This window comes from Bradyrhizobium cosmicum (genome assembly GCF_032290525.1).
GTDB classification, from domain to species: Bacteria; Pseudomonadota; Alphaproteobacteria; order Rhizobiales; family Xanthobacteraceae; genus Bradyrhizobium; species Bradyrhizobium cosmicum_A.
This window is the reverse complement of the sequence record NZ_JASXTA010000007.1, coordinates 51,630-67,078: the sequence shown is the minus strand read 5'-3', so window position 1 is coordinate 67,078 and position 15,449 is coordinate 51,630. Positions and strand designations below refer to the sequence as shown.

At 64.7% G+C, this 15,449-nt stretch carries 15 protein-coding genes; 8 read left to right on the top strand and 7 right to left on the bottom strand.

The window, feature by feature from the left end; genetic code table 11:
* Positions 1-6 precede the first annotated feature (6 nt).
* The 3 genes from ribB to QSV46_RS14735 all read left to right on the top strand — a co-directional run bounded on the left by ribB (position 7) and on the right by QSV46_RS14735 (position 3,528).
* Positions 7-1,083, top strand: a complete 1,077-nt coding sequence (gene ribB, locus QSV46_RS14745) for a 3,4-dihydroxy-2-butanone-4-phosphate synthase (RefSeq protein WP_314952246.1) — start codon at positions 7-9, stop codon at positions 1,081-1,083.
* Between the two features lie 137 nt (positions 1,084-1,220).
* Entirely contained in the window at positions 1,221-2,435 is a 1,215-nt protein-coding gene (locus tag QSV46_RS14740; protein ID WP_314952242.1) for an acyl-CoA dehydrogenase, read from the top strand.
* A gap of 169 nt (positions 2,436-2,604) precedes the next feature.
* Entirely contained in the window at positions 2,605-3,528 is a 924-nt protein-coding gene (locus tag QSV46_RS14735; RefSeq protein WP_314952241.1) for an MBL fold metallo-hydrolase, read from the top strand.
* A gap of 7 nt (positions 3,529-3,535) precedes the next feature.
* Here QSV46_RS14735 and QSV46_RS14730 read toward each other — a convergent pair whose 3' ends face one another.
* Both QSV46_RS14730 and QSV46_RS14725 read right to left on the bottom strand, forming a co-directional pair.
* The gene (locus QSV46_RS14730) at positions 3,536-4,390 is read right to left on the bottom strand and encodes a DUF1499 domain-containing protein (protein ID WP_314952238.1); all 855 of its coding nucleotides are present in this window, start codon (positions 4,388-4,390) and stop codon (positions 3,536-3,538) included.
* Positions 4,391-4,592: 202 nt separating this feature from the next.
* A complete protein-coding gene (locus QSV46_RS14725; RefSeq protein ID WP_314952237.1) occupies positions 4,593-6,221 on the bottom strand; it encodes a fatty-acid--CoA ligase in 1,629 nt (542 codons plus the stop codon).
* Between the two features lie 65 nt (positions 6,222-6,286).
* Here QSV46_RS14725 and QSV46_RS14720 point away from each other — a divergent pair, with 65 nt between their 5' ends.
* Entirely contained in the window at positions 6,287-7,399 is a 1,113-nt protein-coding gene (locus QSV46_RS14720) for an extensin family protein (protein WP_314952235.1), read from the top strand.
* 35 nt (positions 7,400-7,434) lie between these two features.
* Here the strand turns inward: QSV46_RS14720 and QSV46_RS14715 are convergent, their stop codons facing one another.
* Positions 7,435-8,121 (bottom strand): L,D-transpeptidase, encoded by a 687-nt coding sequence (locus QSV46_RS14715; protein WP_314952234.1) that lies wholly within the window; start codon positions 8,119-8,121, stop codon positions 7,435-7,437.
* Positions 8,122-8,446: 325 nt separating this feature from the next.
* On the opposite strand from QSV46_RS14715, the gene QSV46_RS14710 reads away from it, so the two are divergent.
* Positions 8,447-9,424, top strand: a complete 978-nt coding sequence (locus QSV46_RS14710; protein ID WP_314952231.1) for a magnesium transporter CorA family protein — start codon at positions 8,447-8,449, stop codon at positions 9,422-9,424.
* Between the two features lie 622 nt (positions 9,425-10,046).
* Positions 10,047-10,676, top strand: coding sequence for a Uma2 family endonuclease (locus QSV46_RS14705; protein WP_314952228.1), 630 nt, complete (start codon positions 10,047-10,049; stop codon positions 10,674-10,676).
* Between the two features lie 33 nt (positions 10,677-10,709).
* Here QSV46_RS14705 and QSV46_RS14700 read toward each other — a convergent pair whose 3' ends face one another.
* Both QSV46_RS14700 and pdxH read right to left on the bottom strand, forming a co-directional pair.
* Complete coding sequence (locus QSV46_RS14700) at positions 10,710-11,462, bottom strand: SDR family oxidoreductase (protein ID WP_314952226.1); 753 nt, start codon at positions 11,460-11,462, stop codon at positions 10,710-10,712.
* A 38-nt stretch (positions 11,463-11,500) separates the two neighbouring features.
* Entirely contained in the window at positions 11,501-12,142 is a 642-nt protein-coding gene (gene pdxH / locus QSV46_RS14695) for a pyridoxamine 5'-phosphate oxidase (RefSeq protein WP_314952225.1), read from the bottom strand.
* 113 nt (positions 12,143-12,255) lie between these two features.
* Here pdxH and QSV46_RS14690 point away from each other — a divergent pair, with 113 nt between their 5' ends.
* Together QSV46_RS14690 and QSV46_RS14685 are read left to right on the top strand one after the other, a co-directional pair.
* On the top strand, positions 12,256-12,663 hold the full coding sequence (locus QSV46_RS14690; RefSeq protein WP_314952222.1) for an RT0821/Lpp0805 family surface protein: 408 nt from the start codon (positions 12,256-12,258) through the stop codon (positions 12,661-12,663).
* A 124-nt stretch (positions 12,664-12,787) separates the two neighbouring features.
* The gene (locus QSV46_RS14685; RefSeq protein WP_314952219.1) at positions 12,788-13,753 is read left to right on the top strand and encodes a J domain-containing protein; all 966 of its coding nucleotides are present in this window, start codon (positions 12,788-12,790) and stop codon (positions 13,751-13,753) included.
* Between the two features lie 315 nt (positions 13,754-14,068).
* Here QSV46_RS14685 and QSV46_RS14680 read toward each other — a convergent pair whose 3' ends face one another.
* Together QSV46_RS14680 and QSV46_RS14675 are read right to left on the bottom strand one after the other, a co-directional pair.
* Positions 14,069-14,839, bottom strand: coding sequence for an anti-sigma factor (locus QSV46_RS14680; RefSeq protein ID WP_314952217.1), 771 nt, complete (start codon positions 14,837-14,839; stop codon positions 14,069-14,071).
* Between the two features lie 106 nt (positions 14,840-14,945).
* A complete protein-coding gene (locus QSV46_RS14675) occupies positions 14,946-15,434 on the bottom strand; it encodes a sigma-70 family RNA polymerase sigma factor (protein WP_314952215.1) in 489 nt (162 codons plus the stop codon).
* Positions 15,435-15,449 lie beyond the last annotated feature (15 nt).

Sequence of the window (15,449 nt, the reverse complement as noted above, 5' to 3'; positions counted from 1 at the left end):
TGGGAAATGCCCGATAGCGTTCAGGAAGTCTTGCAGGCCTTTGCCCGGGGTGAGCTCGTGGTCGTCACCGACGACGAGGATCGCGAGGGCGAGGGCGATCTGATCGTCGCCGCCTCGCTCTGCACCGCCGAGAAGATGGCCTTCATCATCCGCCACACCTCCGGCATCGTCTGCGCGCCGATCACCACCGAAGACGCGCGCCGGCTGCGACTCGATCCGATGGTGGCCCACAACGATTCCGCGCACACCACTGCGTTCACGGTCTCGATCGACTACAAGCCCGACGGCGGCACCGGCATCTCGGCCGAGGAGCGCGCCTCGTGCTGCCGCGCGCTGTCCAACCCCAATGCCGGCGCCAACGACTTCGCTCGCCCCGGCCACATCTTTCCGCTGATCGCCAAGGACGGCGGCGTGCTGCTGCGTTCCGGGCATACCGAAGCCGCGGTCGACCTGTGCAAGCTCTCCGGCCTGCCGCCGGTCGGCGTCATCAGCGAGCTGATGAACGACGACGGCAGCGTGATGAAGGGCGAGCAGGTCGCCCGCTTCGCCGCCCAGCACAAGCTCAAGCATGTCACCATCGCCGACATGATCGCCTATCGCCAGGCGCGCGAAAAACTGATCGAGCGGGTTGCGACCTTCGTCACCGAGAGCCCGATCGGACCGCTCCAGGGCTACGCCTACCGCTCGCCGTTCGATTCCATCGCCCACGTCGCGTTCGTCTATAACGGCGTCGGTGATGGCAAGAACGTGCTGACGCGCTTCCACAAGCCGAACATCGTCAAGGACACCTTTACCGGCCACAAGCGCATGGCTGCGGTGCTCGAGCACTTCAAGAAGACCGGCCGTGGCGTGCTGGTTTACCTGCGCGACGGTGCAGCCGGCGTCCCCGTTGCCCCGCTGCCAGACGAGAGCGCGACGGAAGCGGACCGCAACCGCCAGTGGCGCGAGGTCGGCGTCGGTGCGCAGATCCTGCGCGATCTCGGCGTCACCTCGATCCGGCATCTCACTTCCTCGGTGCACGACTACAAGGGCCTGTCGGGCTTCGGCATCGAGATCGTCGCCAACGAGCAGCTCGAGAGTTAGCGCTGTCATCCCGGGTTCGCGCCGCGCGCTCCCCGGGATTCACAAAGACCCGCACATCTGCAACGCAATTGCACTTGTTGCCGCGGCGATCTAGTTTGTCGGGCAAATTTTGACGGAACCAGACGAAAGGACGTTTCATGAGCGTGCGCCCCCAGGCCAAGGACAAGCCGGCTGCGGCTTCTTTCCAGTGGGACGATCCGTTCCTGCTCGACGAGCAGCTCACCGAAGACGAGCGCATGGTGCGTGACACCGCCCGCGCCTACGCCCAGGACAAGCTCCTGCCGCGCGTCACCAAGGCCTATCTCGAAGAGACGACCGACCGCGAGATCTTCAACGAGATGGGCGAGCTCGGCCTGATCGGCATCACGCTGCCTGAGGAATATGGCTGCGCCAATGCCAGCTACGTCGCCTACGGCCTCGTCGCGCGCGAGATCGAGCGGGTCGATTCCGGCTACCGCTCGATGAACTCGGTGCAGTCCTCGCTGGTGATGTACCCGATCTACGCTTATGGCGACGAGAACCAGCGTAAGAAATACCTGCCGAAGCTCGCCAGCGGCGAGTGGGTCGGCTGCTTCGGCCTGACCGAGCCCGACGCCGGCTCCGATCCGGCCGGCATGAAGACGCGCGCCGAGAAGGTTGCCGACGGCTACCGCCTGACCGGCAGCAAGATGTGGATCTCGAACGCGCCGATCGCCGACGTGTTCGTGGTCTGGGCCAAGTCGGCCGAGCATGACAACCAGATCCGCGGCTTCGTGCTGGAGAAGGGCATGAAGGGGCTGTCCGCGCCGAAGATCGGCGGCAAGCTGTCGCTTCGCGCCTCGATCACCGGCGAGGTCGTGATGGACGGCGTCGTGGTTCCGGAAGACGCCCTGCTGCCCAACGTCTCCGGCCTCAAGGGCCCGTTCGGCTGCCTCAACCGCGCTCGCTACGGCATCTCCTGGGGCGCGCTCGGCGCCGCCGAGGACTGCATGCACCGCGCGCGCCAGTACACCCTCGACCGCAAGCAGTTCGGCAAGCCGCTCGCGGCGACCCAGCTCGTGCAGAAGAAGCTCGCCGACATGGAGACCGAGATCGCGCTCGGCCTTCAGGGCTCGCTTCGCGTCGGCCGCCTGATGGACGAGGGCAAGTTCGCCCCCGAGATGATCTCCATCATGAAGCGCAACAATTGCGGCAAGGCCCTCGACATCGCCCGCGTCGCGCGCGACATGCACGGCGGCAACGGCATCTCGGCCGAATACCACGTGATGCGTCACGTCCATAACCTCGAAACGGTCAACACCTACGAGGGCACCCACGACGTCCACGCCCTGATCCTGGGGCGGGCGATCACGGGCATTCAAGCGTTTTTCTAGTCAGGACGTATTTCGTAGCCGTTGTTTTGCTCAGCTGTCATCGTCCGCGAAAGCGGACGATCCAGTATTCCAGAGACCTCGCCTTCGCCACCGACGCCACGGCGTACTGGATACCCCGCCTTCGCGGGGTATGACGGCGAGGTTGAGGTAGCAGTGTGCAGGAAGCGCCATGTCCGACAACGACGACGTCCCGTTCAACCGCAACTTTCCGCTTCAGCCTGGAATCGTCGAGGAAGTCCGTCCCGGCGTGCGGCGCGTGCTCTGTAACAATCCGAGCCCGTTCACCTTCACCGGCACCGTCAGCTACATCGTCGGCAAGGGCAACGTCGCGATCATCGATCCCGGCCCGGACGACGAGGCGCATGCGGCCGCGCTGCTCGATGCCATCAGCGGCGAGACGGTGAGCCATATCTTCGTCACCCACACCCACCGCGATCATTCGCCGAACACCGCGCGGATCAAGCAGGTAACAGGCGCACCCGTCTATGCCGAGGGTCCGCATCGCGCCTCGCGCCCGCGCTTCGAGAGCGAAAAGCACAATCCGGAATCCGGCTCCGATCGCGACTTCGTGCCCGATGTCAGAATCGCGCATGGCGACGTCGTCGAAGGCGACGGCTGGCGTCTGGAGGCGGTGGCGACGCCCGGCCATACCGCCAACCATCTCGCCTTCGCCTGGCCCGAGCGAAAGTTCAACTTCGTCGGCGACCACGTGATGGGCTGGTCGACCTCGATCGTGGCGCCGCCCGACGGCTCGATGATCGACTACATGGACTCGCTCGATCGGCTCGCCGCGCGCGAGGAGGATCTGTATTTCTCCGGCCACGGCCCGGAGATTCCGGACGGCCCGCGCTTCGTGCGCTTCCTGATCCGTCACCGCAAGGCGCGCGAAGCCTCGATCCTGCACCGCCTTGCCAAGGGCGAGACCGACATCCCGACCATGGTGCGCGCGATCTATATCGGCATCGATCCGCGGCTGACGACGGCCGCCGGCTATTCCGTGCTGGCGCATCTGGAGGATCTGGTCGCGCGCGGCGTGGTGGCCACCGACGGCGATCCCGTGATCGGCGGGACGTACCGGATGGCGAGCGCCTAACTCGCCGTCATTTCTTCACCGTCTTCGCCGGCGCCTTCGGCGGGACCATCGGCGTCTTCTTCACCGGCTTGAGCGCATCGGCATCGGCTGCGGTGTTGAGATCCTCGATGAATTTGGTCACGCGCGCGGCGTTGCTGCCGAGGTCGCTCTCGAAATATCGCGAGGCGGAGCGGATATCGACGCGGGAATCGTCGCCATCGGGAGCGACCCGGATCGAGATGTCCTCGCGGAAACCCATGATCGGCGAGCGCGCTACTGCCTCGATCCGGCCGATGCGGCGCGGCGGCTGCGGCGCGCGCTCGTCGATGACAAGCCATTTGCGCTTGTTGACGAGCTGGAGCGCGATCGCATAGGCGCGGTCGACCGGAATTTCGAGCTCGATCGGTTCGATATTGGGATAGAACTGGCGCTGCTGTTCGGCCGAATAGAGGCCGGCATAGACCGCGGGGTTGGTGCCGTCGCCGGTGCGCAGGCGCGCCAGCGCGTCGAACCGCGGCGGGTCGATCGGATCGGTGGTGATGTCGTGGATCGCCGGCAGCTTGCGGTATTGCAGGCCGAGATAAGCGGGGTAGGCGAGGATGGCCCCGTCGATCAGGAAGGCGAGCAGGATGCGCGCCATGCCGCGCGAGCCGTTCTGCCAGATCGCGGCAAAGCCGGCGAGCCCGAACAGGATCGAGAGCGCTGCGATCGCCAGCCCGCCGAAGAAGGTCGCCAGCGCCGGCTTCATCTCCAGGAAGTCGAAGCGGACGATGATGACGGACACCACCACCGCCACCACCGCGAACACGGCCAGATTGCGCGCCCAGCTCGCGAGGCTGGACACGGGCTCCGACTGGTAGGGAGCGGAAAACCTGCGGGCCATCGGGGAGCTCTGACGGGGTTTTGGGCGGCACCGGTCGATCCGGTGCGATGATGCGCCGTTGAGATCACGGCCCGGCTGCAAATTCAAGGGTTCCGCAGGCGGCTGCATCGTCATGGCCGGGCTTGTCCCGGCCATCCACGCCTTTGTTGCCGCCAGGACGTGGATGCCCGGGACGAAGCCCGGGCATGACGGTGGTCGTGGTTTACGCCGCGGCGTTCGGGAAGCGGTAATCCCTGAACTGGTCGCGCAGCGCCGTCTTCAGGATCTTGCCCGTGGCCGTATGCGGAATGCCGTCGACGAAGGCGACGTCGTCGGGCATCCACCATTTGGCGATCTTGCCGTCCATGAACTTCAGGATGTCCTCGCGGCTGGCCTGCTGGCCCTGCTTGAGCTGCACGATCAGCAGTGGCCGCTCGTCCCATTTGGGATGGTAGATACCGATCACGGCGGCTTCCGCCACAGCCGGGTGGCCGACCGCCAGGTTCTCCAGGTCGATCGAGGAGATCCACTCGCCGCCGGACTTGATCACGTCCTTGGAGCGGTCGGTGATCCGCATGTAGCCGGCTTCGTCGATGGTCGCGACGTCGCCGGTGTCGAAGAATCCGTCCTCGTCGAGGATATCAGTGTCGACGCGGTAATAGGCCTTGGCGACGGCCGGGCCCGAGACCTTGAGGCGGCCGAAGGTCTTGCCGTCCCAGGGCAGCTCCTTGCCGGCATCGTCGGTGATCTTCATCTCCACCGCGAACGGCGCGTAGCCCTGCATCTGCAGCACGTCGAGCCGGGCCTCGCCGGTCGCATCGGTAAACGGCGGCTTCAGTGCCGCGACGCTGCCGATCGGGCTCATCTCGGTCATGCCCCAGGCGTGGCGCACGTTCGAGCCCATGTCGAGGAACGCCTTGATCATCGAGCGGGGCATCGCCGAGCCGCCGCAGATCACCATCTTAAGGTCCGGCAGCTTCAGATTGTTCGCGGCCATGTGCTGCAGCAGCATCAGCCACACCGTGGGCACGCCGGCGGTGTGCGTCACCCTCTCGGTCGAGAGCAGCTCGTAGACCGAGGCACCATCGAGCTTGGCGCCGGGCATGACCAGCTTGGTGCCCTGCGAGGGCGCGGAGAAGGCGATGCCCCAGCTATTGGCGTGGAACAGCGGCACCACCGGCAGCATCGTCTCGGAGGCGCTGGTGCCGAGCGCGTCGACATTGTTCGCCATCAGCGCGTGCAGCACGTTGGAGCGATGCGAATACAGCACGCCCTTCGGATCGCCCGTGGTGCCTGACGTGTAGCACATCGCGGCTGCCGTGTTCTCGTCAAAGTCCTTCCATTTGAATTGACCGTCGGCCTTCGCGATCCAGTCCTCGTAGGCGACCACATTCTTCAGCGTCGTCTGCGGCATGTGCGCCTTGTCGGTGAGCACGACGTAGCGTTCGACGCTCGTGAGCTTGTCGGCGATCTTCTCCAGGACCGGAACGAAGGTGATGTCGGTCATCACGATGCGGTCCTGCGCATGGTTGATGATCCAGGCGATCTGCTCTGGGAAAAGGCGGGGATTGACAGTATGGCAGATGGCGCCGATCCCCATGATGCCATACCAGACTTCGAGATGGCGCCAGGTGTTCCAGGCGATCGTCGCGACGCGGTCGCCGAGCTTGATGCCGTCGCGCTCCAGCACCTGCGAGACCTTGAGCGCGCGCTTGTGGATTTCGGCATAGGTGGTGCGATGGATCGGTCCCTCGACCGATCGCGTGACGACCTCCTGCTTGCCATGAATCTTGGCGGCGTGTTCGATGATCCGGTGGCAGAGCAGGGGCCAATCTTGCATCAAACCAAGCATTCCGACGTTCCTCCGATAATTCGCTGGGCGGGTTGTCGCTCTCAGCATTGGGCCAAAGAATTGTCATGAGTTTTAGCCTGCCGGACTTTCGCCGCAAATGGTCTTGTCGCGGCTATATGTCCGCCCGCGCGGCCATGGTTACCGTCGCTCTGGGGCTATCGCTCGTGCCCGCCGGGACGGCAGAGGCGCGAAAACACGCTGCGCCGCTCGATATCTTTGGTTTTGGTACACCACGGCCGCGCGCGACCGTTCATTCCGCCAGGATACCCGTCAAGAAGATCCCGATACCGAAACCCCGCCCAGAGGAGGCTCCCAAGGCAACGGACGAGGCCGCTCCGGAGGCCGAGGAAAAACCTTCTCCCGACAAGCCGGGCGGCAACAAGCCCGCCGAGGCCGTGGCGCCGCCCGAGAAGCAGCTCTCGGCCTGCCGGCTTGCGCTGACCGAGGAGATCGCGGTCGCGCCGTCCATTCCGGACATCCGCGGCCCCGGCGCCTGCGGCGGTGAGGATCTGGTGCGGCTAGAAGCCATCGTGCTGCCGGACAAGCGCAAGGTGGCGGTCAAGCCGGCGGCAATTCTCCGCTGCCCCATGGCATCCGCGGTCGCCGATTGGATTCGCAAGGAGATGGTGCCGCTGGCCACCAGCCTCGGCTCGACCGTCAGCGAACTCGACAATTTCGACAGCTTCGAATGCCGAGGCCGCAACCGCGTCGCAGGGGCGATGCTGTCCGAGCACGGCAAGGCCAACGCGCTCGACGTCCGCGCCATCAAGCTCGCCAACGGGCAGTCGATCGGCCTGACCGATCGCAGCATGCCGCGCGATGTCCGCGAGCGCGTGCTGCATTCAGTCTGTTCGCGGTTCTCCACCGTGCTCGGGCCGGGCTCGGACTGGTACCACGAGGACCATATCCATCTCGACCTCGCGCAGCGGCGCAACGATTACCGGATCTGCCAGTGGAATGTCTGGGATCCCCTGCCGCAGGTTGCTCCGCTGCTGCCGGCGGAACGGCCTGAGGAGGCGCCGCCGCGCGAGGTTGCGGCCAAGCCCGAAGCCAAGCCTGAGGCCAAGGAAGGCGCTGACGACAAGGCGGCGGAGAAGTCCCCTGCGCCTGCGGACAAGCCGGCGAACCACGGCAACAAGGCCCAGCCGCACCAGCCGGCAACAAAAAAGCGCCGGTAAACCGGCGCTTTTGGATGTCGGCGATCAGGAGGCGATCAGTAGCTGCCCGCCTGGCCGGTTTGGCTGCCACCGAGCGCCAGCCGCGAATTGTACGGCGAGTCGCCGTGCTTCGGCTCGAGCACCACGACGAGGGTGCCAACCTTGACGCGATCATAGAGATCGATGGCGTCCTCGTTGGTCAGGCGGATGCAGCCCGACGAGATCGAGGCGCCGATATATTCCGGCTGGTTGGTGCCGTGGATGCGGAACAGCGTGTCCTTGCCGCCGGAGTAGAGATACATCGCGCGGGAGCCCATCGGATTGTCCGGACCGGGCGCGACATAGGTCGGCACGCCGAGGCGCGAAATCTCGCCCGGGGTCGGATGCCATGCGGGCCATTCGGTCTTGCTGCCCACCTTGGCGATGCCCGACCAGGCCATGGCCTCTTCGCCAACGGTGATGCCGTAGCGGATCGCCTTGCCGCCCTCCATCACGTAATAGAGATAATGGTTATCGGAATCGACCACGATCGAGCCCGGCGTTTCCTTGCGGTGGAAGTCGACAATGGCGCGGCGGAATGGCTCTGCGACTGCAGTATTCTCGTACCTGACCTTGGCGAGGAGTTCCTTGTCCTTCGGCTTGAACGCCTTGGTGTCGGTCGCCTCGTAACGCGTGGCCTGCATGCAGCCCGACAGCATCAGGCCAGCGGCCAAAATACCCAGCATAACTTTCAGCGACGACATGATTTGGTTCCAATCGACAACAACAAACTTTCGCGGGGCTTGAGCCAGCCCCAACCTCGACTCCGTTGGCCCTATTATCGTTGAAATCTGCCACAATTCCAGCGTTTCGGACCTTTTCCCGCGCTGCGAGACCCAAGCTGTGGCTTTTTTGCCGCAAGTTTTGCGGCCTTGGGCGGATTTTGGGGCTTTGGGATGCCGAACTGTCGATTCCGTGCCACGCGACCGCCACAAATGCAAACGCCCCGTTAATGTGCTTGTCATCCTGACCTTGTCAGAATCGCGCTAAGGGCTGTCAGTCTGTCGCAGGCCCCTGCTGGAGTTGTGCATGTTTTCTGTGTTCGTTCCCTCCGACTCCTCCCTCAAGAAGGCCATCGTTCAGGACCTCGCGGCAATTCCGGAGCATGCGGTGTGGATCGACCTGGTCAATCCGACCGCGGCCGAGGACAAGGCGGTGGAGCGGCTCTCGGGCATCGCGATCCCGACCAGGGAGGACATGCAGGAGATCGAGATCTCCAGCCGCCTCTATATCGAGAACGGTGCGCGCTACATGACGGCGACGCTGATGTGCCACTCCGACACCGACATGCCCCGCACCACGGCCGTGACCTTCATTCTCGGCGACCACCGCCTGGTGACGGTGCGCTACGACCAACCCAAGCCGTTTGCGCTGGTCGAGGCCAAGCTGGCCCGTTCCTGCACGCCTGCGATCACCGGCGAGATGGTGCTGATGGAACTTCTGGACGCCGTGATCGACCGCTGCGCCGACATTCTGGAGAAATGCGGCGCGGAGATCGACCAGGTCAGCCACGACATCTTCGAGCCCGAGAGCGAGCGCCACGGTCACGCCAAGCAATATTCCCAGATCCTGATCTCGATCGGCCGCAAGGGCGATCTGACCTCGAAGGTTCGCGAGAGCCTGGTCTCGATCGGCCGCGTCGTCACCTTCCTCTCCGCGGTGGTGGAGGGCGTGAAATGGTCGAAGGACATGCGCGAACAGCTCAAGACCATGCAGCGCGACGTGGCGTCACTGACCGATCACGCCTCCTATCTCTCCAGCAAGATCACCTTCGTGCTCGACGCCATGCTCGGCGTCGTCAATCTCGAGCAGAACAACATCATCAAGCTGTTTTCGGTCATGGCCGTTGTCCTGATGCCGCCGACGCTGATCGCCTCGATCTACGGCATGAACTTCAAGGCGATGCCGGAACTCGAGTGGGCGCACGGTTATCCATTCGCACTGGTGCTGATGCTGATCGCTGCAATCGTCCCGTACTGGATCTTCAAGTGGAAGAAGTGGCTCTGATCTCGTAGCACTCTCGGGAAATAGCTACCGAGACCTTACGCCGATCGAACAGACACCGTGGTTGGTGTCGCAGAATAGAGCGGGATTGCGGCCGCGCGGTGATGTGTGCGCAGTGCCCCAATTCCTCCGGTAAAATTTGAGCAGTGGGCTGAACGTTTGCGCGAAACTTGTCTGCGATAAGCAGCATGTTAGCCGCGAGGAACAGCCATGGTTGAAAAACACATAACGTCGCCCCGCAACGTCGTCGATCTGGCGAATTATCGTCAGGTCCTGGCGAGCGGCAAGGCGGCGTCGATGTCGGCACGCATGTGCCGGCACTGTGGTGCTCCGCTGCTCGACGGCGAGAACGACGACGACTGCTCGACTGCGTTCAGCTCGGCCGCTCCGCGGCCACGCGAGAGGTCCCGTCGGATTCGACTCGATTGAGCAACGGAAGGAAGGGCGGGCGATCCAGGTCTTGCGGCGGCGTTGTCTGGATCGCCTTGCTTCCGTCCCTGTTCTTCTCCGATATTCAGCCGCAGCAGTTATTTGAGCGGTGGCGCGCCGGCCGAGCCCTTCTTATCTCTATTGGCGTTCGCGGCGGAGCCGATTAGGCTCGCCCCCGATAACGTCGGAGATGCCGATGGGTGTTGGAATCAAAGAACCCACCAGGGCCGGGCGCATGTCCGGCGAGCGCTTCCGTGTGTTCCAGGAAGGTCGCCCGGACCATGAGCGCTGGGAGCTTGTCGGAGGTGTCCCGATGATGATGACGCCGCCAACGATCGCGCACAACCGCATCGCGGGAAATCTCGAGCGTCTGCTCAATGACGCGCTGTCGGATCACGATCAGAGTCGTATCGCAATGCAGCGTCCCGGCATCGAACTCGGGTCGGGCGAATTCCGCCCCGAGCCGGATGTCGCCATCATCGATGCCGAGTACGAGCCGGACCAGAGGTTCGTCGAGCGAGCCTATCTGCTTGCGGAGATCGTCTCCGCCACTGATGCCACGCGGGTGCCTGACACCGAGTCGAAGTGGATCGACGTCAAGCGAAGCATCTACCTTGCTCATGTGGCCTGCGAAGCTGTGCTCATCATCGAGCAGGATCGGATGGAGGTGCGTCTCGACACCAAGACGCCGGCTGGCTGGAGCTCGCAAACGCTGGGTGCGGCCGATGATCTGAAGCTGGCCGCATTAGGACTGCAATGCGCGGTTGCCGATCTCTACGAGGGGACTCCGTTGCAGCCGCGGCGCGGACGGCAGCGCTCTGCTTGAGGTGCTCTTGGACTTCCGCAATGACGACTGCGCCTAAACGTGCTGCCCGCCGTTGATGTGGATCTCGGCGCCGTTGACGTAGGAACTGGTCTCCGTGCACAGCACGTAGATGATCTTGGCGACCTCGTCGGGCGTGCCGAGCCGGTGCATCGGGATCTGCTGCTCGACGATCTTCTCGGTGCCCGGCGACAGGATCGAGGTGTCGATCTCGCCCGGCGCGATCGCGTTGACGCGCACGCCGACACGGCCGAAGTCCGAGGCCATCTCGCGCGTCAGCGAAGCCAGCGCGGCCTTCGAGGTGGCGTAGGCGGCGCCCGCGAACGGATGCACGCGCGAGCCCGCGATCGAGGTGACGTTCACGACCGAGCCCTTGGCCGTCTTCAATTCCTCGATCAGCCCACGCGCGATCATGATCGGCGCGAAGAAGTTGACGTTGAACACGTGCGTCCAGGTGTCGAGGTCGGTGTCGACCGAGCCGAGCCGCGAGCCGCCCGGACCCTTCGGCGAGATCGCGGCGTTGTTGACGAGGGCATGCAGCATGCCGCCTTCGAGCCGGTTGCGGATATCGGTGATCGCGCGCGCGGTATCCTGGGGATTGCCGAGGTCGACCTGGATGTGATCCTCGGGGCCGGCATCCCAAGGGCAATCCTCGGGGAAGGGATGCCGCGAGCAGGTGATGACACGCCAGCCCGCCGAGGAGAAACGGATCACCGTGGCGTGGCCGATGCCGCGGCTCGCTCCGGTCAGGAGCAGCGTGCGGCGCGGCGCATTGGACGAATGCGGCATGGACATCTTTCAGGTCGGCCCAAAGCTAAGATTGAGGCTCAAGGGTACATCCGCGTCTTGGACCACTTCTGGCCGGTCGCGTCACGGCGAAATTCGATGCGGTCGTGCAGGCGGAATGGACGGTCGTGCCAGAACTCGATACGCGAGGGCGTGATGCGCCAGCCGCTCCAACCCGGCGGCCGCGGCACCTCGCCGACGAGGTATTTGGCTGCGACTTTTGCGATCGCCTGCTCGAAGGCGAAGCGGCTCTCCAGCTCCTGCGACTGCTTGCTCGCCCAGGCCCCGATCTGGGCCTGCTTGGGACGGGTGGCGAAATAGGCGTCGGCCTCGGCGTCGGTTACCGGCGTCACGTTGCCGCGGATGCGGACCTGACGGCGCAGCGACTTCCAGTGAAAAAGTAACGCCGCCTTAGGATTTGCGGCGAGTTCGCGGCCCTTCTGGCTTGCAATGTGGCTGTAGAAGACAAAACCCTCGGTATCGAAGCCCTTCATCAGCACCATGCGCACGTCAGGCAGCCCGTCGGGATCGACGGTTGCGAGCGCCATGGCGTTCGGATCGTTCGGTTCGCTCTTGATCGCCTCGTTCAGCCAGGCCTCGAACAGCGCAAAGGGTTCGGCGGCGGCGGTGAAATCACCGGATGTTAAGGGTGTCTGGTGTTTCATCGAGGTCGTGTCGGTCATGTCTGGAGTCCGAGTTGCGTCCCGCGGCCCAAAACGCGTTGTTGTCCGCTACCGCCCTATATAGGGCATGGGGGCGCGTTGGCCTATCGGCGATCGGGCCGTCCGGCTTCGTGATGACGATGATTCTGATCGGGCTCGGCACCGGCGGTTGCAGCTTTTCCCGCAACGACACCAATGCCTACGCCAAGGCCGACGACAGCGACCTGACCGGCTCGATCGCGCGGCCGGCGAAGGAGGCCCCGCCGACCGAAACCGATCTTGCCTTCGCCCGCAACGCCGCCACCGACGTCCTGAGCAAGGGCGACAAGGATTCGAGCCAGCACTGGGAGAATCCGGAAACCGGGGCGCGCGGCTCGGTCACGCCGATCGCGCAGTCCTACGCCGCCGAGGATGGCCGCAAGTGCCGCGATTTCCTGGCGAGCTACGTCAACGGCGCCACCGAAAGCTGGCTCCAGGGCGCCGGCTGCCAAAGCAGCCGTGGCCGTTGGGAGATTCATACGCTAAAGCCGTGGCGGAGCTGAGCCTCCAAAGGTAGAGAATCGGCTCCATGGGCTAGTTGCAAAAATGCCACTTGCCTCCCACATGACGTGCAGACGGGGCGGGGAGCCCTTTGAACAATTCGATTTCTTGAAGGAGACGTGACGGATGCGCGACCCCTATGAGGTCTTGGGGGTGCCGCGGAGCGCCAACGCTGCCGCGATCAAGAGCGCCTATCGCAAGCTTGCCAAGAAGCATCATCCCGACAGCAACAAGGACGACCCGAAGGCCGCCGAGCGCTTCGCCGAACTCAATTCGGCGAACGAAATCCTCGGCGACGAGGACAAGCGCAAGCAGTTCGACCGCGGCGAGATCGACGCCGACGGCAAGCCGCGCTTCCAGGGTTTTCCGGGCGGCGGCGGGCCGCGCGGTCGCGCGGGTCCCGGCGGGTTCGAGAGCTATACGTTCCGTGGCGGCGGCGCAGGCCCTGGTCCGGGCGGCGGCGCGTTCGAGGACATTCTGAACAGCATGTTCGGCGGCGGGGTGCGCGGTGCGCGGCCCGGGGCCGGCGGCGCCGGACAGTTCGAATTCGACACCGGCGGGATCGGCCTCGATCTCGACGTCAATGTCGCCATGAGCGTCTCGCTGGAAGAATCGGTCAAGGGCGGCGACAAGCGCGTCCGGCTGCCGAATGGCAAGGAACTCAACGTCAAGGTTCCTCCCGGAGTCACCGAGGGCCAGCAGATCCGGCTGCGGGGACAGGGCGAGAGCGCCCAAGGCCATCCGCCCGGCGATCTGCTGATCACCATCAGCGTCGCGCCGCATCCGTTCTTCAAGATCGAGGGCGCCGACCTCAGGATCGACCTGCCAGTCACGCTCTACGAGGCAGTGCTCGGGGCTAAGGTCCGGGTGCCGACCCTCGGCAATGCCGTGGAATTGTCGGTCCCGAAAAACACCTCCAGCGGCCGGACCTTCCGCCTCAAAGGCAAGGGATTGCCGAAAGCTGGCGGAACCGGGGATCTCTTCGTCACCATCAGGATTATGCTACCGGACGGGAACGACGCCGAGCTTGAAGCATTGATGGAGAAGTGGCGGGACCAACACCCCTACAATCCACGTAGCGGGCTCGGTTAGGCGCGATCGAACTGAAGGGGTTCTCCTGAGGTCTAGAGCATCCTCCCTGGAGATGATGCTCATCATACACGTGAGGCGTGGTAGCGCTTCGACGCTCGACGTGTCGGTTGTCCGGCGGGGCAGCCGATAGAAGGGTGCGGCCTCGAGAGGGGGACCAGCGCGGTACCAAAAACCCCAATCGAGGCCGCCCGCGTCGATCGGCGGATCGAACGCTGCGCATTTTCGCGTCACCACCCGGTGCGATAATGAGACGCGCCGATGTCCTGATTCCAAATTTTCAATGTCGGAATCGAGGCACCGCGTTTGCGCGGTTGTCTAGGTGCCGTTTTTCTCGGCTTGGTCGTACACGGCCTGCGCGACCTTGGTCAGGCGATCGCGATCGCCGCTGCCGCTGACGACGTAGCCGACGCCGCGCTCGGCCCAGAACAGCGCCCCATCCTTGTCCGTTCTGGCGTAGCGCATCTGCGTCGCGCCGTTCTCGGTCTTGGCGGTGTAGATCGTGTACCGCTCGCCCGAGGCGCCCTCATACATCAGGAACGAGGCCGGACCGCTCGGCCCCGGCAAGAGCCGGCCGCCGACGAGCTTCAGCCCGCTCGCCTCCAGGTTCGGCGCGAACACGGTCCAGCCGCAGCGCCTTGTCAGCCAGGCCTGGAGATGGTCGCGCTCGTTGCCCCCGACCTCGACGGGATGGCGAACCTCGACGACATAGAGGCGGTGGGCGTCGAGCGCGTCCGCCGTGAAGCTCCGGAAGGTGGAGGGGGCGTTGGTCGCGCCATGCGCCACCCAGCCGGCGGTGCCGCCGGCCACGAAGGCGACCAGCACTGCCGCCGCGGCGCCATAGAGCCATTGCCGGGGACGGCGCTCCAGCCGCTCGAGTTCCAGCCGGGCCGGCACCGGCTCCTGGACGACGGCGTCGTAACGTGCGTGCAGCATCTCGGCCATGGCGCGCCAGGACTGCACGCGCCCGGCATCCTCGGAATGTGCGGCAAGCCAGGCCTCGACGTCGGCGCGGCGCTCGGCCGGCAGCTCGCCGTCAACATAGGCGTGCAGTTCGTCCTCGGTCACTGGGATCCTGTGGTCGTTCATAGCGATCGTTTCTGGCTCTGCGGCCCAAAATGTTCGTCGTGGCTCGACTGCGCTGTTTCCCGCTTCACGCGGGAGAAGCGACATCTGCGATGCATCAACCCTGCCATCATTTCACCCGCTTGAGCGCCGGGCGCTCACCTTCCAGCGACGCCTTGACGTGGGCACGGGCGCGCGCTAGGCGGGACATGACGGTGCCGATCGGCACGCCCTGGATGTCGGCGACCTCGCGGTAGCTCATGCCCTCCAGCATCACCAAGAGAAGCACCGAGCGCTGCTCCTCGACCAGCGTCGCCAACGCCTTCTCGATGTCACGCCCCTCCGCTTCGGTCCCGCTGGCATCAGGGTTGTTCTCCGTCAGCTGCGTGAATTGCGGGCGCCTTGCCAGCGAGCGCCGCCGGTTTTTGTTGAGATTGGTCAGGATCGTATAGAGCCAGCTCCTGACGTCGCCTCCGAGGAACAGGCGCTCCGAGCGCAGCGCCCGCACCAGCGTATCCTGCACCAGGTCGTCGGCCGCATCCGCCTCGCGCGTGAGCGCGCGGGCGTAGCGGCGCAACGCCGGGATCATGGCCTCCACACTCTGGCGAAACGCGCTCATGGCCGTCTTGACATC